Source organism: Kribbella sp. NPDC006257 (assembly GCF_040613535.1).
Taxonomy (GTDB): Bacteria; Actinomycetota; Actinomycetes; order Propionibacteriales; family Kribbellaceae; genus Kribbella.
Map to the genome: position 1 here is coordinate 78,785 of NZ_JBEXSJ010000021.1, position 24,654 is coordinate 103,438.

General features: G+C 69.0%; 24 protein-coding genes. 17 read left to right on the forward strand and 7 right to left on the reverse strand.

Going from position 1 to position 24,654, the window contains the following annotated elements; all coding sequences use genetic code 11:
* Positions 1 to 149: 149 nt before the first annotated feature.
* Positions 150 to 1,058 (reverse strand): LysR family transcriptional regulator, encoded by a 909-nt coding sequence (locus ABZ004_RS24620; RefSeq protein ID WP_355683127.1) that lies wholly within the window; start codon positions 1,056 to 1,058, stop codon positions 150 to 152.
* A 71-nt stretch (positions 1,059 to 1,129) separates the two neighbouring features.
* Here ABZ004_RS24620 and ABZ004_RS24625 point away from each other — a divergent pair, with 71 nt between their 5' ends.
* From ABZ004_RS24625 to ABZ004_RS24650, 6 genes are all read left to right on the forward strand, one after another.
* Positions 1,130 to 1,966 (forward strand): SDR family NAD(P)-dependent oxidoreductase, encoded by an 837-nt coding sequence (locus ABZ004_RS24625; RefSeq protein ID WP_355683128.1) that lies wholly within the window; start codon positions 1,130 to 1,132, stop codon positions 1,964 to 1,966.
* A gap of 76 nt (positions 1,967 to 2,042) precedes the next feature.
* Positions 2,043 to 2,237 (forward strand): hypothetical protein, encoded by a 195-nt coding sequence (locus tag ABZ004_RS24630; RefSeq protein ID WP_355683130.1) that lies wholly within the window; start codon positions 2,043 to 2,045, stop codon positions 2,235 to 2,237.
* A 241-nt stretch (positions 2,238 to 2,478) separates the two neighbouring features.
* Positions 2,479 to 3,816, forward strand: coding sequence for a hemolysin family protein (locus ABZ004_RS24635; RefSeq protein ID WP_355683132.1), 1,338 nt, complete (start codon positions 2,479 to 2,481; stop codon positions 3,814 to 3,816).
* Positions 3,813 to 4,880 (forward strand): hemolysin family protein, encoded by a 1,068-nt coding sequence (locus ABZ004_RS24640; protein ID WP_355683134.1) that lies wholly within the window; start codon positions 3,813 to 3,815, stop codon positions 4,878 to 4,880. Before ABZ004_RS24635 ends, ABZ004_RS24640 begins: the two co-directional genes overlap by 4 nt.
* Positions 4,881 to 5,064: 184 nt before the next feature.
* Entirely contained in the window at positions 5,065 to 6,195 is a 1,131-nt protein-coding gene (locus tag ABZ004_RS24645; protein ID WP_355683136.1) for an NAD(+)/NADH kinase, read from the forward strand.
* Positions 6,196 to 6,249: 54 nt separating this feature from the next.
* Positions 6,250 to 7,347: a mannose-1-phosphate guanylyltransferase gene (locus tag ABZ004_RS24650; protein ID WP_355683137.1), complete on the forward strand. Its 1,098-nt coding sequence runs from the start codon at positions 6,250 to 6,252 to the stop codon at positions 7,345 to 7,347.
* Between the two features lie 4 nt (positions 7,348 to 7,351).
* Here ABZ004_RS24650 and ABZ004_RS24655 read toward each other — a convergent pair whose 3' ends face one another.
* The 5 genes from ABZ004_RS24655 to cofD form a co-directional block, all read right to left on the reverse strand.
* Positions 7,352 to 7,846, reverse strand: a complete 495-nt coding sequence (locus tag ABZ004_RS24655; RefSeq protein ID WP_355683139.1) for an adenylyltransferase/cytidyltransferase family protein — start codon at positions 7,844 to 7,846, stop codon at positions 7,352 to 7,354.
* Positions 7,847 to 7,856: 10 nt separating this feature from the next.
* Positions 7,857 to 8,570, reverse strand: a complete 714-nt coding sequence (locus tag ABZ004_RS24660) for a DUF3105 domain-containing protein (RefSeq protein WP_355683141.1) — start codon at positions 8,568 to 8,570, stop codon at positions 7,857 to 7,859.
* A gap of 64 nt (positions 8,571 to 8,634) precedes the next feature.
* Positions 8,635 to 9,357: a DUF3105 domain-containing protein gene (locus tag ABZ004_RS24665; RefSeq protein ID WP_355683143.1), complete on the reverse strand. Its 723-nt coding sequence runs from the start codon at positions 9,355 to 9,357 to the stop codon at positions 8,635 to 8,637.
* A gap of 89 nt (positions 9,358 to 9,446) precedes the next feature.
* Positions 9,447 to 10,418: a coenzyme F420-0:L-glutamate ligase gene (locus ABZ004_RS24670; RefSeq protein WP_355683145.1), complete on the reverse strand. Its 972-nt coding sequence runs from the start codon at positions 10,416 to 10,418 to the stop codon at positions 9,447 to 9,449.
* Entirely contained in the window at positions 10,415 to 11,392 is a 978-nt protein-coding gene (cofD, locus tag ABZ004_RS24675) for a 2-phospho-L-lactate transferase (RefSeq protein WP_355683146.1), read from the reverse strand. The genes ABZ004_RS24670 and cofD overlap by 4 nt, the downstream gene beginning before the upstream one ends.
* Positions 11,393 to 11,506: 114 nt before the next feature.
* On the opposite strand from cofD, the gene ABZ004_RS24680 reads away from it, so the two are divergent.
* The 4 genes from ABZ004_RS24680 (at position 11,507) to ABZ004_RS24695 (ending at position 17,940) form a co-directional block, all read left to right on the forward strand.
* Positions 11,507 to 12,787, forward strand: coding sequence for a hypothetical protein (locus ABZ004_RS24680; protein ID WP_355683148.1), 1,281 nt, complete (start codon positions 11,507 to 11,509; stop codon positions 12,785 to 12,787).
* A 305-nt stretch (positions 12,788 to 13,092) separates the two neighbouring features.
* The gene (locus ABZ004_RS24685; protein WP_026163214.1) at positions 13,093 to 13,359 is read left to right on the forward strand and encodes a WhiB family transcriptional regulator; all 267 of its coding nucleotides are present in this window, start codon (positions 13,093 to 13,095) and stop codon (positions 13,357 to 13,359) included.
* A 196-nt stretch (positions 13,360 to 13,555) separates the two neighbouring features.
* Positions 13,556 to 16,468, forward strand: coding sequence for a glycosyltransferase family 2 protein (locus ABZ004_RS24690; protein WP_355683151.1), 2,913 nt, complete (start codon positions 13,556 to 13,558; stop codon positions 16,466 to 16,468).
* Complete coding sequence (locus ABZ004_RS24695; protein WP_355683153.1) at positions 16,465 to 17,940, forward strand: DUF5719 family protein; 1,476 nt, start codon at positions 16,465 to 16,467, stop codon at positions 17,938 to 17,940. The genes ABZ004_RS24690 and ABZ004_RS24695 overlap by 4 nt, the downstream gene beginning before the upstream one ends.
* Positions 17,941 to 17,994: 54 nt before the next feature.
* Here the strand turns inward: ABZ004_RS24695 and ABZ004_RS24700 are convergent, their stop codons facing one another.
* Positions 17,995 to 18,438 carry a metallopeptidase family protein gene (locus ABZ004_RS24700; protein WP_355683155.1) on the reverse strand — a complete coding sequence of 148 codons (444 nt, stop codon included), beginning with the start codon at positions 18,436 to 18,438 and terminating at the stop codon, positions 17,995 to 17,997.
* A 31-nt stretch (positions 18,439 to 18,469) separates the two neighbouring features.
* On the opposite strand from ABZ004_RS24700, the gene ABZ004_RS24705 reads away from it, so the two are divergent.
* The 7 genes from ABZ004_RS24705 to manA all read left to right on the forward strand — a co-directional run bounded on the left by ABZ004_RS24705 (position 18,470) and on the right by manA (position 24,637).
* Complete coding sequence (locus ABZ004_RS24705) at positions 18,470 to 18,862, forward strand: DUF3499 domain-containing protein (protein ID WP_355683156.1); 393 nt, start codon at positions 18,470 to 18,472, stop codon at positions 18,860 to 18,862.
* Positions 18,863 to 18,952: 90 nt separating this feature from the next.
* Positions 18,953 to 20,041: a Gfo/Idh/MocA family oxidoreductase gene (locus ABZ004_RS24710; RefSeq protein ID WP_355683158.1), complete on the forward strand. Its 1,089-nt coding sequence runs from the start codon at positions 18,953 to 18,955 to the stop codon at positions 20,039 to 20,041.
* The gene (locus tag ABZ004_RS24715) at positions 20,034 to 20,768 is read left to right on the forward strand and encodes a ThuA domain-containing protein (protein WP_355683160.1); all 735 of its coding nucleotides are present in this window, start codon (positions 20,034 to 20,036) and stop codon (positions 20,766 to 20,768) included. The genes ABZ004_RS24710 and ABZ004_RS24715 overlap by 8 nt, the downstream gene beginning before the upstream one ends.
* A 38-nt stretch (positions 20,769 to 20,806) precedes the next feature.
* On the forward strand, positions 20,807 to 22,195 hold the full coding sequence (locus ABZ004_RS24720; protein ID WP_355683162.1) for a phosphomannomutase/phosphoglucomutase: 1,389 nt from the start codon (positions 20,807 to 20,809) through the stop codon (positions 22,193 to 22,195).
* Positions 22,196 to 22,200: 5 nt separating this feature from the next.
* Positions 22,201 to 22,395: a Trm112 family protein gene (locus tag ABZ004_RS24725; protein ID WP_355683242.1), complete on the forward strand. Its 195-nt coding sequence runs from the start codon at positions 22,201 to 22,203 to the stop codon at positions 22,393 to 22,395.
* Positions 22,392 to 23,474, forward strand: a complete 1,083-nt coding sequence (locus tag ABZ004_RS24730; RefSeq protein WP_355683164.1) for an SIS domain-containing protein — start codon at positions 22,392 to 22,394, stop codon at positions 23,472 to 23,474. Before ABZ004_RS24725 ends, ABZ004_RS24730 begins: the two co-directional genes overlap by 4 nt.
* A complete protein-coding gene (gene manA / locus ABZ004_RS24735) occupies positions 23,468 to 24,637 on the forward strand; it encodes a mannose-6-phosphate isomerase, class I (protein ID WP_355683166.1) in 1,170 nt (389 codons plus the stop codon). Before ABZ004_RS24730 ends, manA begins: the two co-directional genes overlap by 7 nt.
* The last annotated feature ends 17 nt before the right edge of the window (positions 24,638 to 24,654 follow it).

Genomic DNA, 24,654 nt, shown 5'->3' on the forward strand with positions numbered 1-24,654 from the left:
GCGCGGCATGAGCTGCTTCACCTCTCGTGTCGGGGTTCGCCCCCTGCTATAGAAGGGGGTGAACCCTCCGACGAGGAGCGAACCCCGCGAAAGGGGGGCGGACCCCGCGACGGGCGGGGCGGGGCAGGTTGGTGGGGATGTGGGTGGGGTCAGGTTGCGGTCGCGGTGCGGAGTGCGTTTGCGAGGTGAGTTGCTGCGGTCGAGCCGGGGCCTGGTAGGCGGGCGATGACGATGCGGCGGAGTTCTTGCGGGCCGCCGTGGACGGGGAGGATTCGTACGCCGGGAGGCGCGGCGGCTTCGAGGGAGGGAGCCACCGTCGTGATTCCCGCGCCGGCTGCGACCAGTTGGAGCTTGGCAAGCCAGTCCCGTGCGGTATGGACGATCTCCGGCCGCTCGTCGAGCCCCGGCCAGACCCCCATCCATTTCTCCTCGCCCGACGCCGGTCCCGCAATCCACTGCTGCCCGCGCAATTCCGCGAACGGCACCGATTCACCTGCCGCCAGCGGATGCCCCACCGGCACGGCAAGGCACAGCGCCCGCTCGACCAGCACCTGTACGTCGAACGCAGGCGACTCGGCATCGAGCGGCCGGAAGGGCGGCGCCGATGCCACCAGGGCGAGATCCAGACTCCCCGCCCGCAACGCCCGCACCAACGCCGGTGTCGAACCTTCCCGCGACGTCACCTTGATCGCCGGATGACTCCGCCGCAACGCAGCCATCGCCTTCGGCACGAGCACCGCACCCGCACTCGGGAACCACCCGAGCCGGACCGTCCCACCCTCCGCGGGCAGCCCGGCGAGCTCGCGCGCGGTCGAGTCGAGTTGGTCGAGGATACGGGCCGCATTCCGCAGTACGACCTGTCCTGCCGGCGTCAGCCGCACTCCCTCCCGCCGACGTTCCAAGAGCTGAGCCTGAGCGGCGCGTTCAATCGAGGCAATCTGTCGTGACACCGCCGACTGGGTGTAGCCGAGTGCGGTCGCCGCGGCCGTGAACGTGCCGCGCTCGGCAACCTCGCGGAACACCTTGAGCGCGACCAGAGAGACATCGGTGAAGTCCATGACTTTTCCGCAAATTACCTGTGCCGAACTCTCGTTGGAGTCATGCACGAACCGCTCCTAGCGTGGGAGACATGAGACGCATCGCAGTAGTCACCGGCGCGAACCAGGGCATCGGCTTCGCCCTGGTCGAAGGCCTCGCCGCCCGGATGAACCCCGAGGACCTGGTCCTCCTCACCAGCCGCGACCCCGGCCGGGTCGCCGAAGCCGCCGCCCGGGCCAAGGGGGTCGCGCAGATCGAAGGACGGGTGCTGGACGTCAGCGACGACGACGCTATCGCGCAACTCGCGGCCGGCCTACAGGCGGAGTACGGGGGTGTCGACATCGTCATCTCCAACGCCATCGCACCGCTCACTCCGGACCGCACCCAGGCTGAGCAGGCCGACCAGTTCATCGCCGTCGCGAACGGCGGCACAGAGTCCGTACTGCGTGCTTTCGCCCCCGTACTCCGGCCAGGCGGGCGACTGCTCGTCGTTGCGAGTTCGCTCGGCACGCTGGACCAACTCGACCCGAAGCTGCACCCACTGTTCGACGGGCGGTCGTTCGACGAGATCGTGCAGACCGTCGAGGACTGGCGTCAGGCGATCCACGCGGGCACAGCCGCCGACCAGGGCTGGCCGGAGTGGATCAACACCCCGTCGAAGGTCGGCCAGGTCGCCGCCGTCCGGGCCCTCGCCGCGGAACGTCGCGCCGCCGATCTGCCGCAGAACAAGCTGATCGCCTCGATCTGCCCGGGACTCGTCGACACGCGCGCCTCCCGCCCCTGGTTCGACGACTTCAGCCAGGCCCGTACGCCGGCCGAGGCTGCCGAACCGATCGTCGACCTGGTTCTCGCCGACCTCGACCCCTCGCAGTACGGCGAACTGGTCCGGGACGGCAAGGTGCTGCCTTGGCGAGGAGCCGCCGCATGATCAGGACGCCTTTCGGATTCAGCAGTACGGCCGCGGATCTGACGGAACTGTCGTCCGTGCGCGAGTTTGCGGACGGTTGGCGGGGATCGTTGGACATCTTGGTCGCCAACGCGGGGGTGATGGCTGTCCGGAGCAGTACACCGAGCAAGGCTGGGAGTTGCAGTTCGCGACCAACCACCTCGGGCATTTTGCGCTGGCCACCGGGCTGCACGCGGCGATGGTTGCTGCGGGCAACGCACGGATCGTCGTGGTCAGCTCGTCCGGGCATTAGCTCTCACCGGTGATCTTCGACGATCTCAACTTCGCGTTTCGTCCGTACGATCGCTGGCTGGCTTATGGTCAGTCGAAGACGGCGAACGTGTTGTTCGCCGTCGAAGCAAGTCGCCGCTGGGCCGCGGTCGGTCTCGGAGGGTCTACTCGCCAAGGCCTGACCTACACGCCTCTATGCCGGCGGGCTCGAGGTCGCGGACCCCCCAATTCTGCGGTCGCTCGGGTTCTCGTAAGGTCGGCGCATGCTGATCGTGGCCGGCCTGGCGCTCCTGCTCGCGCTGACCGCCGCCACCGGGTACTTCGTGGCGCAGGAGTTCTCCTACGTCGCGGTCGATCGGAACCGCCTGCAGTCGCTCGCCGAGACAGGTAACCCGGCCGCAGCGCGGGCACTGAAAGTCACCGGACGGCTCTCGTTCGTGCTGTCGGGTGCGCAGGTCGGCATCACGGTGACCGCCTTGCTGGCCGGGTACGCCGCGCAGCCCTACCTCGGCAAGGGGCTGGAGAACCTGCTCGACACGGCCGGCGTACCGCAGAGCGTGTCGCTGTCGGTCTCAGTGATCGTCGCGTTGCTGCTGGCAACGATCATCCAGATGGTGCTCGGCGAGCTGGCTCCGAAGAACCTGGCGATCGCCAAGGCCGAGGCGCTCGCCCTGCGGCTGTCCCGCTCGACGCTGATCTACCTGACCGTGGCCGGTCCGCTGATCCATCTCTTCGACAGCGCGTCGAACCGGATCCTGCGCCGGGTCGGGATCGAGCCGGTCGAGGAGCTGCCGCAGGGCGCCACGGCCCAGGAGCTCGACCGGATCATCGCCACGTCGTACGAGCAGGGCCTGCTGGATCAGGACACCACCCGGCTGCTCGATCGCGGACTCGACTTCCGCGGCCGGAGCGCCGGGGAGGCGATGATCCCGCGGGTCGACGTGATCACCGTGCACCAGGACGATCCGCTGACCCGGGTGGTCGAGCTGCTCGACTCCGGGCACAGCAGGTTCCCGGTGATCGCCTCCTCGGTCGACGAGGTGGTCGGTGTGATCGCGATCGGCGACGTGGTCGAGGTCGAACCGGCGGACCGCACGCACGTCACGATCGGGTCGCTCGCGGCACCGCCCGTCGTCGTACCGTTCACGCTCTCGCTGCCCGGCGTCCTGGAGCAGCTCCGGACCGCGCACCGCCAGCTCGCCATCGTGGTGGACGAGTTCGGCGGCTTCGCCGGGGTGGTGTCGCTGGAGGACATCGCCGAGGAGCTGGTCGGCGAGATCCGGGACGAGGACGATCTGCCGGAGGCGGGGCTGTTCGCGAATCCCGACGGCAGCTGGATCGTGCCCGGACGCTGGCGGATCGACGAGATCGAGGAAGCGACGGCGATCGCCCTGCCCGACGGCGACGACTACGAGACGGTCTCCGGACTGGTGATGGCCCGGCTCGGGCGGATCCCGGTCGTCGGCGACGAGGTGTTCGTCGAGCTGCCGCCGCGCTTCGACCACGATGGCCGGCCCGTCCCGGCCGAGCACGCCAAACTCACAGTCCAGACCGTATTGCGGCACGTGCCCGGGCTGGTCGTCTTGGAGAAGCTGACGTGAACACCACAGTCGCGCTGCTGATCTCGCTGCTTCTCCTTGTTCTCAACGGGTTCTTCGTCGCCGCCGAGTTCGCGCTGGTCGCGTCGAAGCGGCATCGGCTCGAACAGTTCGCGGCCGAAGGACGCCGGTCGGCGCGAGCCGCTTTGGCGGGAGTCAGCGAGCTGTCGCTGATGCTGGCGGGTGCCCAGCTCGGAATCACCTTGTGCACCTTGGGTCTCGGGTCGTTGTCGGAACCGGCGGTCGCGCATCTACTGCACCCGTTGTTCGAGCTGATCCACATTCCCGAGGGCGTCGGCGAGGTGATCGCGTTGATCATCGCGGTTGGCGGGATCGGCCTGTTACACGTGCTGCTGGGGGAGATGGCCCCGAAGTCGTGGGCCATCAGCGATCCCGAGCGGTCGGCGTTGCTGCTGGCGATGCCGTTCCGTGCGTTCACCTACGTCTTCCGGCCGCTGCTCGTCGTACTGAACACACTCGCGAACGCGTGTGTGCGGCTGCTCAAGGTCACGCCGCAGAACGAGCTCGCGAATGCGCACGGGCCAGATGAGCTGCGGTTGCTGATCGAGTCGTCGGCCGAACACGGCACGTTGGCCGCGGCCGAACACGACCTGCTGACAGCGATGCTCGCGTTGCAGAACACCACGGTCGAGCAGGTGATGACGCCGACCTCGCAGCTCTCCACCGTGCAGTCGACGGCGGCCGCTCGAGAGGTCGAGTTGGCCAGCCTGCGCGAAGGGCACTCGCGGCTCGCGGTGTGTTCCGGGGTGACGATCTGCGGGATCGTTCATGTTCGGGACGCGGTGCGGGCGACGACCGGGGGCGGTCATACGCTGCGTGCGTCGGACCTGATGACGGAGCCGCTGCGGTTGCCGGCCGAGACTCCCGTGGCGGCGGCGATCCGGGTGATGCGCGAGGAACGCTCACAGTTGGCAGTCGTCCAGCGCGGCTCGGAGCCGGTGGGCGTGGTCGCGCTGGAGGACCTGCTCGAAGAGGTCATCGGCGAGTTCGACGACGAGACCGACCCCATCATCACCGCAACCCGCCGCCCCCCACCCGGAGACTGAAGGGAACCCTCTCCCGACTTCGTTCATCGGTCCCTTAATCCCCGGCGTGTCGCCGCTCATCGGTCCCTTGTTACCCGGCGATGAGCGGGGGCAACGCCGGGGAACTTGAGACTGATGATTGGGGGTGCGGTGGGGGTTTGGGGACGGACTACGGTTGGGGGGAATCAGGTGGAGGAGTGGGAAAGTGCCAGTCAGTCGTCTTGGGCTTGTGGTTCATCAGGGGCGCCCGCTTGCCGTCCAGGCGGCGGAGGTCGTGCGCGAGTGGTGCCGGCGGCATGACATCGGGTGTACCGACATCGATGTCTGGAAGCAGCACGAGCATCGCCGCGGTGGGATGGACGAGCTGCACCACGCGGGCAACCCCGATCTGGTCGTCACCCTCGGCGGCGACGGGACGTTCCTCCGCGGTGCCCGGATCGCCGCGAAGAACGGTGCCGCCGTACTGGGTGTCGACCTCGGCAAGGTGGGCTTCCTGACCGAGGTGGCGTGCAGCGACGTCGAGGAGGCGCTGGAGGCGGTACACCACGGCGGCGCAACGATCGAGGAGCGGATGACGCTCACCATGCGCGCGTCCCGGCCGCTGGAGATCCCGTCCGGTATCGACGCGTTGCTGCGATACGGGCACGGTCCGGCGCTGCCGCCTCCCGCGGTACGGCCGGAGACGGTCGAGGGCGACGGCTGGGGCGTCGCGATGGACGTCACCGCGCTGAACGACGTGGTGGTCGAGAAGCTGGCCCGCGACCACCAGGTGAGCGTCGGCGTCTACCTCGCCGGGCGCCTGCTGGCGTCGTACTCCGCTGACGCACTCATCGTCGCGACGCCGACCGGCAGTACGGCGTACAGCTTCGCCGCCGGCGGACCGGTGCTGTCACCCAGCCTGGAGGCAGTCGTCTTCACTCCGGTGGCACCGCACATGACCTTCAACCGCACCGTCGTCGCGGCGCCCGACGAGCCGCTAGGTCTCCGCGTCCTCCCGCACTCGGGGCAGGCAGCAGTCAGCATCGACGGCCAGCTCCGCGGCATCCTCGACCCAGGCGACTGGATCGGCGTCTACGGTTCCGTACGCCGGTTGCGCCTCGTCCGTCTCCGCCCGACCGACTTCTACGGCCGCCTCCGCGACCGCTTCCGCCTCACCGACGCCCCCGCCACCGGCATCGACGGCGAAGCCGACGCCTTCTGGGTCCCCGCCAGCCCGATCCCCGCCGACCTCGCCCACCTCCGCATCCCCCAACCCCCCACCGAAGCCGACACCCGCGCCCCCTCAGCCCCCTGCCCGGTCAGCCCGACCGCAACTTCCGAGAGCGGCATCGGGTAAGCACGCGTCGAGTGAAGCAGAGGTGACTGGGTCCGCCCGGTAGGGTTCGTCCTCATGCGAAACGTGGTGATTCTGGCCGGCGGGTCGGGGACGCGGCTCTGGCCGTTGTCCCGGGCCGACAAACCCAAGCAGGTGCTGCCGCTGGCGGCGGGCAGCTCGCTGTTGCGGGTGGCGTACAACCGGCTGGAAGGGCTGGTCGATCCGGCCAATATCTACGTCTGCACGGTCGCTGCGCACACCGAGCTGGTCCGCGAGGAGCTGCCCGAGCTCGGCGAGCACAACATCATCGGCGAACCGGTCGGCAGGGATACCGCCAACGCGGTCGGCCTGGCCTCGGCCGTCGTCGCCCGCAACGACCCCGACGCGGTGCTCGCGATCGTCGGATCGGACCACCTGATCACGCCGGAGGACGAGTTCCGGGCCGCGATCGAGAGCGGCTTCGAGCTGGTGGAGCAGCGCCCGCGCTCGCTGGTGACCTTCGGGATCGAACCGACCCACCCGCACACCGGCCTCGGTTACGTGGAGCGCGGCGAGGCGATCGACGGCACCTCGGCGTACGTCGTGGATCGGTTCCGCGAGAAGCCGGACCGCGCGACGGCTGAGGAATACCTGGCGACCGGGCGGTTCTGGTGGAACTCGGGCATGTTCGTCTGGCGGGCCGAGACCGTGTTGAGCGTGCTCGACGCGCTGCTGCCGGAGTCGGCCAGCCAGCTACGTCAGGTCGCGGCTTCCTGGGACACACCTCAGCGCGATGCCGAGCTCGGAGCGATCTACCCGGGGCTGCGCAAGATCAGCGTCGATTTCGCGGTGATGGAGCCGGCCTCGCAGGGCAAGGTCGACGCGGATGTCGTCGTCATCCCGATGCCGGTGCACTGGTTAGACGTCGGCTCCTGGGCTGCGTTGGCCGGCACCTACGAAGTCGATGCCGAGGGCAATCGGCACGACGGTACGGCGCTCAGCTGTCTGCTCGACTCGTACGACAACGTGATCGTCACCGACGACCCGGATCACCTGATCGCGGGGGTCGGACTACGCGGCCACATCATCGTGCACACCCACGACGTCACGCTGGTCTGCCCGCTGGCCGACGGCGAACGGGTCAAGGACCTGGTAGCCCAGGTCCAGTCCGACCACGCTGCGCGCTACGTCTGATCCGCTAGCCGCGCCGGCCTGATGCCGGGCCCGAAGATTCCTCTTCTTCGAGCGCGGCCAGGATCCGCGAGCTGGAGTCCAGCTTCTCGAAACCGCCGATGCCGTAGCGCAGGGTGATGTCGTTGCGCTTGGCCGAGTCGATCTCCTCCTGCGGCAGGGTGGAGATGTCGCCGCGGTCACCGCCGTTGCAGAACTCCAGGACGGTGTCGGGGTAGTCGGCGCGGATCGCGTCGAAGGAGCCGTCGATGCCGCGGCCCTGCTCCACCGCCAGATACGCCGCGTCGACGACGCGGAGCGCGCGCACGATCCGCAGCCGATCGGTGTCCAGCTGGATGATCTTGCCCTTCTTGAGGATCTGCTGGGCATCGTTGTTGACGATGACGATCAGATACCCCGAGCGGGCCTGCGCCTGCTCGAAGAGCTCGAGGTGTCCGGGATGCAGCGGGCTGAAGTAGCCGCTGACGATCGAGGCCTTCAGCGGCTTGGCAGTCGGGTTCACGAAGGGCTCCTCAGCGGAGGCCGGGTTCTTGGGTGTCTTGGGCGGGGTATTTGTTGATGAACGTGGTGAGGGCTTCGCCGGAGATGTCGCCGCAGAACTGGCGGTGGCCCAGGGACTGGCCTTCGGGGCCGGCGCTCCAGTGCGAGAAGGCGATCTTCTTGCCGGCCGGCCAGGCGGCGCCGTCGGTGACGTGGAAGGGGGCGGCGATGAAGAAGCCGCCGTCGGCCGCGTCCGGCAGCTTCGCCTTGGCGAGCTTCTCGATGGTGGCGAGCTTGCCCTTGTCCTTGGCGATCTCGTCGTTGTACCAGAGCAGCGTGTAGCCGTGCTCCAGGTTGTGCACCAGGTTCTCCACCGGCGGGCGGTCCTCGGCGGAGTAGAACTTCTTACTGAACGGCGCCCAGGTCTGGTAGTGCGGACCGCTGGACGGCGGCGAGACGGCGTACGCGATCTTCTCGCCGTCCGGGCGGTGGTCCGCGGACTTGCCGGCCGGGTCGTCGGTGGGGGTGTCGCAGGAGGCCGCGGCCGCCTTCACGCCGAGGTCGGCGACCGCCTGGTTCTTGGCGTGGGAGTCCTGGATCAGCTTGACCGCGGGCACCGCGATGATGCCGAGCCCGACCAGGATCGAGACCGCGATGATCAGCATGGTCCGGCGCCGGTCGGACCGGGCCTGGTCGCGCTGCATCTTCTCGATCAGATCGCGCCGCGACTGCTGTGCCTTGGCCATGCCACTCCCAGGATCGGTCCGCAAAGCCCGAAGACTAGCCCAGCCGGGCGAACCACCGCTCGGGTCAGCCCCCGTTCGGCTCCTGGGCGTCGGTCGACGGGTACTTGTTCATGAAGTCGGCCAGCGCGGCGCCGCTGACCGAGCCGCAGAACTGCCGGTGGCCGAAGGCGGTCTTCCCGTCGGCGCCCATCGCGCTCCAGTGCGAGAAGGCGATGTTCTTGCCGTCGGGCCAGGGCAGCTGGCCGTCGGAGTCGCGGAACGGCGCGGCGATGAACTTGCCGTTGGAGCTGTCCGGCAGCTTCGCCTTGGAGATCTTCTCGATCAGCGCGACCTGGTCCTTGTCCTTCGAGGTCTTCTCGTTGTACCAGAGGATCGTGTAGCCGTGTTCGAGGTTGTGCACCAGGTTCGGCACCGGCGGCCGGTCGTCGAAGGTGTAGAACTTCTTCCCGAACGGCGCCCAGACGGCGTAGTGCGGACCGGACGACGGCGGCGAGACCGGGTACTGGATCACCGTCCCGTCCGGCTTGTGGTCCTGGGTGCCGGAGGCCTTGTCGTCGGTGGGTGCGTCACAGGAGGCCGAGGCGGCGGCGACGCCGAGGTCGCTGATCGCCAGATTCTTCGTCTTGGAGTCCTGGATCAGCCGGATCGCCGGGTAGGCGATGATCGCCAGACCGACCAGGATCGAGGCGGCGACGATGATCCAGGTACGGCGCTTGTCCGACCGGGCCTGCTCGCGCTGCATCTTCTCGATCAGCTCGCGGCGTGAGTTCTTCTGGGACTTACCCACAGTGAATGGTCTTCCCTGGCTCAAGGGCGGTCTCGGGCGCCGCCGTCCGGGGAAGTGTACTGAGCCACCCTGAGAAGTTGCCTAGAAAACTACCTCGTTCGTGAGCCGAACGTGATGGTTGCCTCACTCCCCGGACCGGTCCGTACGGCGACGCCGTACCCCTCCGCGTGCAGCAGCACCGCGAGCCGCTCAGCCAGTACGCCGACCGCGACCGGCTCGTCGCCGAACACCGTGATCGTGCTGTCCAGCAGCTCGATGTGAACGTCCTCATCCACAACCAAGCCGGCCCACAGCGACGGATCCACCTCCCGCGGCCCACTCGGCGCCTTACGAGCCAGTACCGCGGCCCGCGCCGCCTCCCGGGTGCCGAGGCTGAACAGGTCCATCTCCGCGTCCCGCACCAGCGCCCGGGCGCCCGAGCCGTGCTCGCCGACCGGAAGGACCACGTCCGCCAGCCCGCGCAGTACGGCGACCGGGATGCCGTCCGCCTTGCCCTTCACGAGTTCTCCGGCGCCGGCGATCTCGTCGGCGATGGCCGGCTCGGTCACCGCGAGCACGTTGCCGTGGGTGTCGGTGCTGCCGCGCAGGTCCTCGATCACCTGGATCCCGGCCGCGCCGATCGCCAGGTCGGTCTGGCCGTTGCGCCAGGGCCGGCCGAGCGTGTCCGTGATCACCACGCCGACATTCACGTCGTACCGCTTCTTCCAGGCGACACGAAGCGCCCGTGCGGACAGATCCGGGTCGACCGGCAGCAACAGAACCGTGCCCGGAACCGTGTTGGAGGTGTCGGTCCCAGCAGCGGCCATCACCAGGCCGTGCCGGGTCTGCACGATCCGGGTGTCGCCCCGCTGGGCCACCACCCGGACCAGTTCGGCGTCGATCGCCTCGTCCCGGGTCCCCCGGGTGAGCCGCCCCTCGGCCTTGCTGATGATCTTGGACGTCACCGCGACGACGTCGCCGTCGCGCAGGTCGGCCAGGTCCCCGATCAGGCCGGCCAGATCGCTGCCGGACTGGATCTCGGGCACACCGACGACGGGGAAGACCTCGAGATGCTTCCTCATCGGCGGAGCGCCTCGGCGAGGTTCAGGGCGGCCGTGGCCATCGCGGCCGTGGTCGCCTCGTCGGTCATCCACAGCGGCACCGCCTGCGCGTGGATACCGGCCGCGGCGATCGATTCGAGCTGGGCGGAGTCCGAGGTGTCGATCAGCCAGCCGTCCAGTACGCCGCCGGCCGCGCGCGAGCCGTAGTACCGGGCGACCGCGCCCGCGGTGGACTCGACGCCGATCGCCGCGAGCACCTTGTCGGCCATCCCGCGGACCGGGCCGGTGCCGATGATCGGCGAGACCCCGATCACCGGTGCGGCGGTCTCCCGGACGGCCTCGCGGATGCCCGGCACGCCGAGGATGGTGCCGACCGAGACCACCGGGTTGGACGGCGGCAGGATCAGCGCGTCGCACTCGGCGATCGCATCCAGTACGCCGGGCGCCGGCTTCGCCTTGTCCTGGCCGATCGCGAGGATCTGGTGTGCCGGGACCTCCGCGTGCAGGCGGACCCAGTACTCCTGGAAGTGGATCGCCTTGCGGGTCCCCGGGTTGTCCGGATCGTCCACCACCACGTGCGTCTCGACCCGGTCGTCACTCATCGGCAGCAGCCGCACCGGGAGCTCCCAGCGGGCACACAGCGCCTCGGTCACCGCAGCGAGCCCGTACCCCGCGTCGAGCATCTGGGTCCGCACCAGGTGGGTCGCGATGTCCCGGTCGCCGAGGCCGAACCAGGCCGGCTCCACGCCGTACGCCGCGAGTTCTTCCTTCACCACCCAGGTCTCGTCCTCGCGGCCCCAGCCGCGTTCCCTCGAGATGCCACCGCCGAGCGTGTACATCACCGTGTCCAGGTCGGGGCAGACCCGCAGCCCGAACAGCGTGATGTCGTCGGCGGTGTTGCCGACCACGGTGATCTCGGCGTCCGGGCGGGCCGCCAGCAGGCCGCGCAGGAAGGTGGATCCACCGACGCCGCCGGCAAGCACTGTCAATCGCATGAGGACAGTCTCCACGAGTCGTCAAAGCAACGAACCACCGCACGACTATGCTGCCGAGGGTCCGACTTGTGTCAACTGTCAGTTGCACGGCCCCCAACATCCCGAGGAGCCCTCGTGGTTACCGACGCAACCAAGAAGCTCAGAGAGCCGGTCGCGTACATTCTGCTCGCCTTCGCCGGCCTGTTCGCGCTGGCTTCGCTGATCTCGCTCTTCGTCGGCGAAGCCGGCTTCACGGCCAACGCCAGCGGCGTGCGCTCCGACATCCTGCCGCCGGCCTTCACCGCCTTAGTGCTGCAGATCCTCCTCGCCGCGTCCGTCTGGCTGGTCAACGAAGCCGGTGAACGTACGCCGAACGCCCGGCTCGTCACGCTGATCGCGCTGTCGATCACCGGTGTGTTCGCGCTGCTGGGCCTGATCACGGTGTTCGCCATCTTCGGCAGCTCGCTCGAGGCCTCGTCGAAGTTCGTCGGCTTCCTCTTCGGCCTGGCCGGCCTGGCCCTGTACGGCGTCGTGGGTCTCTACATCCTGAAGACCTTCCAGAGCCTGCCGGTTCCGGTCCGCGCCCCGAAGGCCGGCCCGCAGGGCCAGTTCGCGGGTCCGGGTGGCCAGTACGGCCAGCCGGGAGCGCAGTACCCCCAGCAGGGCGGTCAGTACGGCCCCCAGGGTCAGCAGCAGTACGGCCAGTACGGCGCTCAGCAGGGTGGAGCGCCGTATGGCCAGGAAGGCGGCCAGTACGGCGCCTACAGCGCCGGTGCAGGCGCTGCCGCGGGTGCTGCTGGTGCCGCCGGTGGCTACGCCGCTGCGCAGCAGGGCGGCGAGCAGTGGCCGCAGGAGCAGAACTGGAACGCCGGTGGCGAGCAGCAGGCCTGGTCCGCCACCGACGCCGAGGCCCACGCCGGTGGCGCCGAGCAGCAGCCGGCCGAGCAGGCCTGGTCCGCTGAGGGCCACGGCACCGAGCCGACCCAGCAGTGGAGCCCCGAAGGCCAGCAGCAGTGGGGCGGTCAGGACCAGCCCGCTGCACAGCAGTGGCCGCAGGAGCAGCAGTGGGCCGCGGGCCAGGAGCACGGCCAGGACCCGGCCCAGCAGCAGTGGGCCGGCCAGGAGTACGGCCAGCAGGGCCAGCCCGAGTGGCAAGGCGCTGACCAGGGGCAGGCTCCGGCCGCCCAGGGTGAGTCCTGGCCGGCGGAGCAGGCTGGTTGGCAGCAGGGAGAGCAGCAGTCCTGGCAGCCCGAGGACGCACCCGCCGCGACTCCTGCGGCAGAAGCCACTCCGGAGCCCGAGGCGGCCGACGAGACCCGGGTAGAACCTCGGGCCACGGAAGCCCCGAAGGACGGCGAAGGCGAGCAGCAGCAGGGTCAGGGCGGCCAGCAGGGCTGGTGGTCCCAGCCTTCCTGACAAGGCAGCAAGCCCTTACCGAAGGGGCGCCGGAATTTCTTCCGGCTCCCTCGGTGAAGCAGCAAAAGTGACCGAGAGGCCTGTCCACACAGGCCTCTCGTTCTTTTGCAGCCGTGTTGCGGATGATGCCAATAGCAGACCACGGCTTGACTTTCGTGGATTGCAGGAATGTAATTTCAACCGTGTCGTTCGTTGGACACTCGGTATCGGGGACCGTTTTCAGCACACAGAACGGTCGAGGTCAGGCATGTGGATCCGCAAGCCCACATGTACAGGGGAACGAACAGGGTCGAGGAGGTCGTACCGTGACAGAAACGCTGATGGCGATTGTCGACGGTGAGGCGATCGAGGAGGAGCCGAACTGGCAGGAACGGGCACTGTGTGCCCAGACCGATCCAGAGGCTTTCTTCCCGGAGAAGGGCGGTTCCACCCGCGAGGCGAAGAAGGTCTGCCTCGGTTGTGACGTACGCGGCGAATGCCTGGAGTACGCACTGCAGAACGACGAGCGCTTCGGGATCTGGGGCGGTCTGTCGGAGCGGGAACGCCGCAAGCTGAAGAAGAAGGCCGTCTGATCCATCGGCGAGTGGTGGCGCCCTGCCGCCCCTCCCGTCGCAGAACTTCATCATCCGCGTGAGGCCCCGGCCGGACTCTGTCCACCGGGGCCCGCGGCTGTGTAGGGGCACTCCCGGGGTTCGCGTAAGCTCAGTCCTCGCCCCGGCCTGAGCGGTCGAGGCGTGCCGTCCTACCCCTGAGGTGTCACTGCTCCGCATGGAACCAGAAGCTCCGGCCGGCTGGGATTTCTTCGACTCCGTCGACTTCCCGACCGACCTCACCAATGACCCGATGGGTCGCGCGCCGATCCGGCACGTCGTCACCGCGGTGGTGGTAGGGCACGAGGGTGCTGCCTGGCTGCCGCGGCTGACCGAGGCGCTGTGGGCACTCGGCCGCCGCCCGGAGCGGCTGATCGCGGTCGACACCGGTTCCACCGACGAGACCGCCGAACTGCTCGCCACGATGCCCGCGGTCGAGCCGGTCGTCAGCCTGTCCGCCCGCACCGGCTTCGGTACGGCGGTCGCCCGCGGCCTGGAGACGGTCGGCTTCGCTCCGGTGCCGTCCGCGGTCGGCCCGTACGGCGACGACGGCCAGCTGCCGGTGATCGAGTGGCTCTGGCTGCTGCACGACGACTGCGCACCCGCTCCTAAGGCGCTGGAGCAGTTGTTGCTGCAGGCCACCTTGTCGCCGGACACGGCGGTCTGGGGACCCAAGCTGCGGCTGTGGCCGCGCGATCGCGAGCTGCTCGAGGTCGGCGTCACCACCTCGCTCGGCGGCCGGCGCGACACCGGCATCGAGATCGGTGAACTCGACCAGGGCCAGCACGACCAGCCGCGGAACGTGCTCGCGGTCAGCTCGGCCGGCATGCTGGTCCGGCGGGACGTCTGGGAGTCGCTGAAGGGATTCGACCCGCGGCTGCCGATGTTCCGCGACGACATCGACTTCGGCTGGCGCGCGAGCCGGGCCGGCTTCAAGGTCGGTGTCGCGCCGGATGCGGTCGTCTACCACGCCCAGGCCGCGGCGACCGGAGAACGCGCACTGGCCGGCACCCGGCGGCACGCGTACCAGCTCGACCGTGCTCACGCGTACTACACCGTTCTCGCGAACGCCCCTGGCAAGCTGCTTCCCCTGCTGGTGTTGAGAATGCTGGTCGGGACCACGTTCCGATCGCTGTGGTTCCTGCTCGGCAAGACGCCTTCGGGTGCGGTCGACGAGTGGACCGCACTGCTCGGCACCGTGCTCGCGGGCGGCTGGACCCAGGCGCGCAAGGACCGGCGCAATCTCGACCGCGTTCCGTACGACGACATCAAGGGGCTGTTCGGTCGCTCGGTGCACGCACTGCGGCACAACCTGGAAGAGACCGGCAGCACGATCTCGGAGCGGCTGCGTGAGGCCTGGGCCGACGAGCCCGAGGAACAGGTCGTCACGACTGCCCGCCGCGCGAAAAGCACTGCTCGCGTCGCAGTCGACCAGCCACGTTGGCGCCGGCAACTGATTCGCCGCCCCTTCCTGGTGGCCTGGGCTTTCCTGTTCCTCAGCGCTTTCATCGCCGCGCGCAGTCTCATCGGTGGCGGCGTGCTGCGTTCGCATCTGCTGCTGCCTCCGCACGAGAGCCTCGGCTCGCTCTGGCATGCGGCCGCGACCGCACCGGCTGGGGTAACTCCACCGGCTTGGCTGGCACAGTTCTGGGCTCTGGCGACCGTCACCTTCGGGCCGTCCGGTGCGACGAACGTGCTGCTGCTCGGCGCGGTTCCCCTTGCTGCATTGGCCGCCTGGGCACTGCTGCGCGGCTTCGTGGTCGACCGGGTCGCACGGGCGTGGGGCGCCTCGGCGTACGGGCTGGCGGTTTTCACCAATGGTGCGGTGTCGCAGGGGCGGCTCGGGACGTGTGTGGCGGCGATCGTGCTGCCACTGCTCGGTGCTGCTGTGTACACGGTGGCCAGGCGTCGACGAGTGCTCGTCCAGGGCAGTTGGCGAGCCGCGTGGTTCGCGGGGATCTGTCAGGCGATCCTGTTCGCCTTCACTCCGGCACTGGGGTTGCTGGCCGGGATCGCTTTGGTAGCAGGCGCTTTGCTCGGACTCGGATGGCGGCGGCAAGGTCGTCAGCTGGTCTTCTCGGTTTTCCTCGGCTTGGTGCTGGTTCTGCCGTGGACCATTCAGCTCGTGCTGCACCCATCGCGGCTCGGCCAAGAAGCGGGTGGTCCGCCGACTGCGGCGATCGGTCCAGGCGACAGCATTGCTCGCCTGCTGACCGGTACGCCGGTTGGCGCGCCGGTGCCGTGGTGGTTCGCAGTGCCGCTCGTGCTGGTTGCTCTCCTCGCATTGACGCGCGAGTCGCGGCAGCGGTACGAGTTGCTCGGCTGGGCCGTCGCACTGGCCGGCCTGGTCGGCACGTTGATCGCCAGCCGGCTTGGTGGTGGCAGTGGGCCGCTGATGTTCCTGATGAGCGCTGGCTGGGTGGTAGCGGTCACGGTGGCGTGGGACTCGCTGGGGAAGTCCACTGAGTTGATCGTCCAGGGTGTGCTCGGTCTGGTGCTCGTCACGACCCTTGTGACAGCAGGGTTCTGGCTGGTGCGTGGCGACGACGGGCCGCTCCGGCGGGGACCCGAGCAGGACCTCCCGGCGTACCTGCAGTCCTCGCAAGGGCCGCCGCAGAATGCCGCGATCCTGGTCATCCGCAAGGAGCCGACCACGCCGATGCGGTTCTCGCTCGTGCACAACGGTGGACCGCGGATGGGCTCGCTCGAAGCCGCACCGACGGCGGCGCAGACGAAGCCGATCACGGACGTGCTCTCGACGCTCGGTGGCGGCGGGACCGGTGAGGAAGGGCGGCAGTTGGCCGCTCTCGACGTCGACTACCTGTACCTGCCGGCACCGGTCGACCCGACCTTGATGTCGACGCTCGACTCGCTGCCCGGTCTGACCCGGGCGAGCGCGGAGGGCAACGACGCCTCCTGGCTGATCGAGCGGGACGACATCGATGGCAAGCTGCCGGTGCACGACACCACCCGGAACCTGTGGCGGATCCTCGGCATCATCGCCTGGATCATCGCGCTGATCTCCTGCATGCCGACCGCCCGCCGTACGGTCGCAGTACCGCACGGGACGCACGCTCGGAGGTCCTCGTGAGCAGCCTGCTGTCCGACCTCCGGGTCCGCCTCGGCGTGTGTGTTCTCGCACTCGCCGTCGTCGGTGGACTAGGAGTGGTCACCCACGCCAAGCCGCCGGTCACGCGCGCCGAGGGCGTCGAGGAACCGACTCGCACGGTCGTGAACCGCACCGCGCTGTCCTGCCCGGTGCCTGGCGCCGGCGACACCACACAGGCCTGGGTGAACGCTGTTTCGCCGACCCTGCCCGACGACACTCCGACGGCGGCCGGGGCATCCACCCCGCTGTCGATCGCCCCGCTGCCGGCCACCTCCGACCCGGTCGGCTCGGTGCTGGTCCGCGGCAAGATCGCCTCCACCGCCCGTACGCCGAACCTGCAGCCGTTGTCGATCCGCGGCACCGGTCCGCTGGCAGCCGGCGCCGCAGCAACCAGTACGACGGTCGCCGACGACGGCGTGAACCGCGGGATGGCGAGCGTGCCCTGCCAGGTCCCGGGATCCGACTTCTGGTTCGTCGGTGCGTCGGGGGCGGCAGGTCGTCGCGACGTGCTCCTGCTGACCAACCTGGACAGCGTCAACGCCGAGGTGAGCGTGACGTTCTACGCCGCGAATGGCGTCCAGGACGTGCCGAGCGCACGCGGTGTCGTCGTACCAGCTCGTGGGGTCGCTGAGATCTACCTGGGTCAGGTGGTCAAGCTTCCGGACCTCGCAATGCATGTGGTGTCGAGCGGCGGCCGGGTCGCACCGGCCGTCCGGGACAACGCCAGTAGCGGCAAGACCCCGGCCGGCGTCGACTGGCTGAACGCGTCGACGCAGCCGGCGCTGAAGGTGAGCGTTCCCGGATTGGCCGGCGGCAGCGGCGTACGGATCCTCACGGTGGTGAACCCGGGGGATCTGCAGGCGACCGCGACGCTGACGATCAACGGGCCGAACGGGCCGTTCAAGCCGGCTGAGTTGTCGACGATCCAGATCCCGGCCGGGTCGACCAAGGTGGTCCGGCTGGAGGGGGCGCTGAAGAAGTACGCGTCCGCGATCACGGTCACGGCCGATCAACCGGTGACGGCGGCGACCCGGATGACGAACTCCGCGGTGACCGAGTTCTCCACCTTGGGGGCGACCGAGCCGCTGCGCGGACCGGCGTACGTCGTCCTGCCGCCGCACGATCAGCCGGTGATCCTGCAGGTGACCGCGACCGGTGACACGGCCGGTGTGCGGTTCGAGCTCAGGGATGCGGGCGACAAGGTGATCCAGACCCGCTCGCTCGACGTCATCGGTGGGGCGACCGTGCTGATCACGTTCCTGCCGCAGACCAGGCCCACCTATTTGATGGTCGAGAACCTTCGCGGTGACATCGTGGCCGGCGCGACGCTGATGCCTGCCGCCAAACCCAGATCCGGCGACGTCCCCGAGGTCGCCGCCTGGCCCCTCACCACGTCCCTGGTCTTCCGCGCCCAGCTAGGCGCCCAGCCCGACACCAAGGCCGCCCTCAACTAGCCCAGCCTCTACCCCCCACGCTTTCCTTCCCTTGCTTTTGTTTTTTTCTTTCCTTCAGTCTTCGTCGGTGTCGAAGTCGGGGTCGATCTGTTCGGGGGAAAGGGCGAGGACGTCGGCGAGTTCGAGGACCAAGGCCGAGCGGACGAGCCAGGCGAGGCTGGTGCCGGAGCGTTCGGCGCGGAGCTCGATCGGGCGGCGGAAGACCACGATCCGGTAGGGCTCGTGCGAGGTGCCGCCGGTGGAATGGGTGAGCGGGATCTGGCCGGCGTGCAGGTCGAGGTTGGGCACGTCCTCGATCGCGAACTCGACCCGGGCGACGACCTGCGGCAGTCGTTTCTCCAGCCGGGTCACCTCGATCGCGACCACCTCGTCGAACTGGGCCGCGGCCGATCGTTGCAGCGGAAGACCACGCGGCGCGAAGCTGCTCGGCCGGCTGATCGGTCCGAGCATGCCGCGCCCGTGGCGGTCGATATGCCTGCGACGGCGAGCCTCGGTCACACGATCACCCTAGTGGGGGTAGCGTCTGGACGTGAGCATCGCCAGGACTTGTTCGCGCGCCGCCTGCCATCGGCCGGCCGTGTCGACGCTCACTTACGTCTATGCCGACTCGACCTGCGTGCTCGGTCCGTTGGCGACGTACGCCGAACCGCACTGCTACGACCTCTGTGCCGAACACGCGGACCGGCTGACCGCCCCGAACGGGTGGGAGGTGATCCGGCTGGCTCCGGATCCGGCCGCCGCCGGGCCGTCCAACGACGACCTCGAGGCGCTGGCGAACGCAGTCCGCGAAGCCGCCCGCCCGCTCCCGCCAACCCGCCCCGGCCAACCTGCTCCCGGTGCACCTGTCGAGGTAGCCCGCAGAGGTCACCTCCGGATGCTCCGCGACCCGGACGAAACCACCACGCACGAAGAACAGGCCTGAGGACTTTCTCCAGAGCCTTGTGTTGGTTTGTGTTTCGTAGTGTGGGATGAGGTTGACTGTTCCGTCAGATGCTGACGAGACTCTTGACTTGTGAACGATCAAAAGCTGCGCGTCGGCGTCGTCGGTCTCGGGTTCGCCGGTCAGGCGGCCCTGGAAGGCTTCGCCGAACTGCCCGACGTCGAGATTGTCGCCCTTGCGGGACTGGAGAAGGACACCCTCGCCAGGCTCGGTGAGAAGTTCCGCATCCCGCACCTCTACGAGAAGTGGGAGGACCTGATCGCAACCGACGGCCTGGATGCCGTCAGCGTCGCCACCCCGACCCAGCTGCATCACCCGATCACGATCGCGGCGCTGGACCGGGGCCTGCACGTGCTCTGCGAGAAGCCGCTGGCCCGCACGGTCGCCGAGGGCACCGAGATGGTCGAGGCCGCGCAGAAGTCCGGCAAGGTGCTGAAGGTGGTCTTCAACCACCGCGAACGCGGCGACGTCGCGGCGCTCAAGCACCAGATCGACGAGGGGCAGCTCGGCCGGATCTACTACGCGAAGGCGCACTGGATGCGCCGCAACGGCATCCCGGGGATGGGCGGCTGGTTCACCAACCGGGAGCTGTCCGGCGGCGGTCCGCTGATCGACCTCGGCGTGCACATCCTCGACATGGCCCTGCACCTGATGAACGAGCCGAAGGTGACCACGGTCAGCGCGAACACCTTCGCCGAACTCGGCCCGCGGGGCCGGGGCAGCTCGAGCAGCGTGATCCGGCCGACGGTCGACACGCTCGGCTCGAAGTTCGAGGTGGAGGACCTCGCCACGGCGTACCTGCGGCTCGAAGGCGGCGGCGCGCTCCAGCTGGAGACGAGCTGGGCGACCTATCGTGCGCCCGGCGACAACTTCGGGATCGAGCTGTTCGGCACCGAGGGCGGCGCGAAGATCGAGGTGCAGAACTACACCAGCACCGACACACTGCGGATCTTCACCGACGTCGCCGGCGTGCCCGCCGAAGTACGGCCGGCGACCGGTGCCGGGCTCGGCCACCGCGCGGTGGTCAGTGAGTTCGTCGCCATCGTGCAGGCCGGCGACTGGTCGGCGCACAACGGATCCGAGGCACTCGTCCGGACCCAGGTCATCGATGCCTGCTACGCCTCGGCACAGGCGGGACGAGAGGTCGTGCTCAATGGTTAACGTCACTGTCTGGGGCGAGAACGTCCACGAGGGCCGCGACGCCACCGTCCAGAAGATCTACCCCGACACCATGCACGAGACGATCGCGGCCGGACTGCGCGACAGACTCGGCGACGACGTCAAGGTCCGTACGGCGTGGTTGCAGCAACCCGAGCACGGTCTGACCGACGAGGTGCTGGCCGACACCGACGTGCTCACCTGGTGGGGACACGCGGCGCACGGCGACGTCGAGGACGCCGTGGTCGACAAGGTCCAGGAGGCCGTGCTCTCCGGGATGGGCCTGATCGCGCTGCACTCGGCGCACTTCAGCAAGATCTTCAAGCGGTTGATGGGTACGACGTGCTCGCTCGACTGGCGGGCCGAGGACGACCGCGAGCTGCTCTGGACGGTCGCGGCCGGGCACCCGATCGCGGCCGGCGTGCCGCATCCGTTGGTGATCCCGCAGGAGGAGATGTACGGCGAGCTGTTCGACGTACCGCAGCCCGATGAGCTCGTGTTCGTCAGCTCGTTCTCCGGCGGCGAGGTGTTCCGCTCCGGCTGCTGCTACCGGCGGGGCCAGGGCCGGGTGTTCTACTTCCGGCCGGGCGACCAGGAGTACCCGACCTACCACCAGCCCGAGATCCAGCAGATCCTCGCGAACGCCGTCCGGTGGGCCGCGCCGGTGACCCCGCGCAAGCTCCCCGACGCCCATCACCGCGCGACGCCCGGGTGGTTCGACCAAGCCTGAAACACGGTTTCACACCCGGGCCGGATAGGGTCCACCTCATGGTTGACGTTGCTGCGATCTTCAAGGCGTACGACGTCCGCGGGGTCGTTCCGGACCAGCTGGACGAGGCGGTGGCCCGGGCGACCGGGGCCGCGTTCGTCGAGGTCCTGGACGTTCTCGCGGGCCCCGGCTCGGTGGTGATCGGGTACGACATGCGCCCATCCAGCCCCGGGCTGGCGGCCGCGTTCGCCGAGGGCGTGACCAGTACCGGCGCGGACGTGATCGACATCGGGCTGGCGTCGACCGACCAGCTGTACTTCGCCTCCGGTCGGCTCCAGCTGCCCGGGGCGATGTTCACCGCGAGTCACAACCCGGCGCAGTACAACGGGATCAAGATGTGCCGTGCGGGCGCCTCGCCGGTCGGCTCGGAGTCCGGGCTGCGGGACATCGCGGACCTGGTCGCCAAGGCACTGACCGAGGGCCCGATCAGCGTCGCCGTGCCGGGCAAGGTGCTGCACAAGGACCTGCTCACGGCGTACGCCGACCATCTCAACGACCTCGTCGACCTGAGCCGGATCCGGCCGCTCAAGGTGGTCGTCGACGCCGGCAACGGGATGGGCGGGCACACCGTGCCGGCCGTGTTCGCGACCGGCCCGGTGGAGATCGTGCCGATGTACTTCGAGCTGGACGGCAGCTTCCCCAACCACGAGGCGAACCCGCTGGACCCGAAGAACCTGGTCGACCTGCAGGCGCGGGTCGTCGCCGAGGGTGCCGATCTCGGGCTCGCGTTCGACGGTGACGCCGACCGCTGCTTCGTGGTGGACGAGAAGGGCGCGCCGATCTCGCCGAGTGCGGTCACCGGCGCCGTCGCCGTACGGGAGCTTGCCAAGCATCCTGGCTCCGCGGTGATCCACAACCTGATCACCTCCAAGGCCGTCCCCGAGTTGATTGCCGAGCACGGCGGTACGCCGGTGCGCGCGCGGGTCGGGCATTCCTACATCAAGCAGAAGATGGCCGAGACCGACGCCGTCTTCGGTGGCGAGCACTCGGCGCACTACTACTTCCGGGACTTCTGGCGCGCCGACACCGGCATGCTCGCGGCACTGCACGTGCTCGCGGCGCTCGGTGAGCAGGACCGGCCGGCCAGTGAACTGTTCGCCGTCTACGAGCGCTACGTAGCGTCCGGCGAGATCAACAGCCGGGTCGAGGACGCGGCCGCGACAGTCGCGGCGATCGAAGACACCTACTCCGGCTCCGACGGGATTACCGTTGACCATCTGGACGGTCTGACCGTGGACGCCGGCGACTGGTGGTTCAACGTGCGTGCGTCGAACACCGAGCCGCTGCTGCGGTTGAACGTCGAAGCCGGGGACGCCGCCACGATGGAGCGTGTCCGGGACGAAGTACTGGCCCTGATCACCGGTGCACCGGTGGAGGAGAAGAACTGATGGCTGTGAATCTCGACCCCGATCTGCTCAGCATCCTGGTCTGCCCGAAGTGCCGCTCGGAGTTCCGGGTGGACGACGAGGCGAACGAGCTGATCTGCACCAACGCCACCTGCGCGCTGGCCTACCCGGTCCGCGACGACATCCCGGTACTGCTGATCGACGAGGCCCGCGAGACCCGCCAGGAGAACTCGCAGGCATGAGCTTCTTCGACGACTCGCGGCTGGACGACCCCGCGGCGCTGCAGGCGACCGATCACCTGCTGCGCCGGCTGGCCGGTGCCGGCGCACGGGTCCGGGCCGAGATCGAGTTCTCCTCCGAGGTGCTGGCCGGCCTGGCCACGGACGGCTTCCGGCCACGCGCGATCGTCGCCGCCGGTCGCGACGCGCGCCTGGTGCGGGCCGTCCTCGAACCCGTCTGCCCGGTGCCGTTCGTGGCCTGGCCCGGCCCCGGTCTACCGGGCTGGACCGGTCCGCTCGACCTGGTGATCGTGCTCGGCGGGACGTCGGAAGACTTCGGCGCGATGTCGGCGGCTTCCGAGGCCGTACGTCGAGGATGCGGGCTGATGGTCGCCTCGCCGGAGAACTCGCCCGTCGCGCAGGCGTCGGCCGGCTCCCGGCACGCGATCCGGCTGCCGTCGCAGTCGGACGACCAGCTCGCCGCTGCTGTCGCAGTACTGCAGGGTCTGCACCAGTTGGAGCTAGGGCCTGCAGTAGATGCAGATGCGGTCGCAGCGATGCTGGACCAGGTAGCGATCGACTGCTCACCCAACAACGACGTCGCGTCGAACCCTGCCAAGGACCTGTCGCTGATGCTCGCCGACGCGCTCCCGCTGGTCTGGGGTGGCTCAGTGCTGGCCGCCCGTGCGGCACGTCGTGTCGTGGAGGCCATGCGCCTTGCCAGTGGTCGCCCGGCGCTTGCTGCGGACGCAGGGCATCTCCTGCCGGTGCTGGCGAGCCAGCCGCCGCGCGACGTCTTCGCGGACCCGTTCGCGGACAAGCAGGAAGAGCTCCGGCCCGGCCTGGTCATCCTGGACGACGGAGCAGGTGACGAGGGCGTCATGGAGACCCAGCGGAAGCTGCAGGAGAAGGCTGAGCGGCACGAGGTCCGGGTGCATGTGGTGACCCAGGCCAAGGGCACCGACGTGGCTCGCTACGCCGCCCTGACGCAGCACGGTCGCTACGCGGCGGCGTACCTGGGGATCGGGCTCGGCCGTTACGGTACGCCGCGCGAGGACGCTCCTGCGGTGCCCGGCAACCCCGCGGAGGACCCGGCGTGGTAGCTCGCCTGCAGAACACCATCCGGGACTACGCCTGGGGGTCGCGGACCGCGCTCCCTGAGTTGCTCGGCGTCGAACCGGACGGAAATCCGCAAGCTGAGATGTGGATGGGCGCACACGAGTCGGCGTCCTCCCTGGTCCGCGGCGAGTCGCTCTATCAGCTCGTGTCGGCCGACCCGTCCGGCGTACTGGGTGCTGCAACGGCTGCCACCTTCGAGGGGCGGTTCCCGTTCCTGGCGAAGCTGCTCGCGGCTGAGCAGCCGTTGTCGATCCAGGCGCATCCATCGCGGGCGCAGGCCATCGACGGGTATGCGCGGGACGAGGCGGCCGGGATTCCGCGCGACGCGGCTGACCGGAACTACAAGGACTCCTGGCCGAAGCCGGAGATCCTGATCGCGCTCGGCACTTTCGACGCGCTGGTCGGCTTCCGCCCGTTGGGCCGCAGCATCGCTCTGCTGGAGGCGCTCGGAGCTCCGGAGTTGCAGGACCTTGCTGATCTGCTGGGCAAGGGCGAGCTGCGAGAGGCGTTCACGCATTTCATGAGCGACGACCGGGACTCGATCCGGCCGCTCATCGCCGCCTTGGAAGAGGCCTGCCGCCGGTACGACGGTGCTGAGTGGGCGTTGGAGGTCGAGACGCTCGAGAAGCTCTGCGTTGACTTCCCCGACGACCCCGGCGTACTGGCCGCGTTGCTGCTGAACCGGGTTCGGCTGGAACGGTTCGAGGCGGTCTATCTGCCGGCCGGGAACGTCCACGCGTATCTGCACGGCTCCGGGTTCGAGGTGATGGCCAACTCGGACAACGTGTTGCGAGGTGGGCTCACCCGCAAGCACGTCGACGTACCGGAGCTCGTTTCGGTGGTGGACTTCGAGCCGCTGGACTCGCCGGTGCTGCACGGTGTCGAGGTGGCGCCGGGCGTCACGGCGTACGAGACCGGCTGTGAGTACTTCGCCGTCCGCCGCGCGGAGCCGTCGGTCGGGCCGTTCCGGGTGCCGGCCGACGGGCCGCGGATCGTCGCGTGTGTTGAGGGAACGGTGACGGTCGGTGCTGAGGGCACCGAAGACATCGTGCCGTTGTCCGCGGGACAGTCCGCGTTTCTGTCCGGACCCGAAGGACCCTGTAATCTGCGGGGTCCCGGCACGGCGTTCGTCGTGTCCACTGGCTGACTCATCGCGTTGGAGGA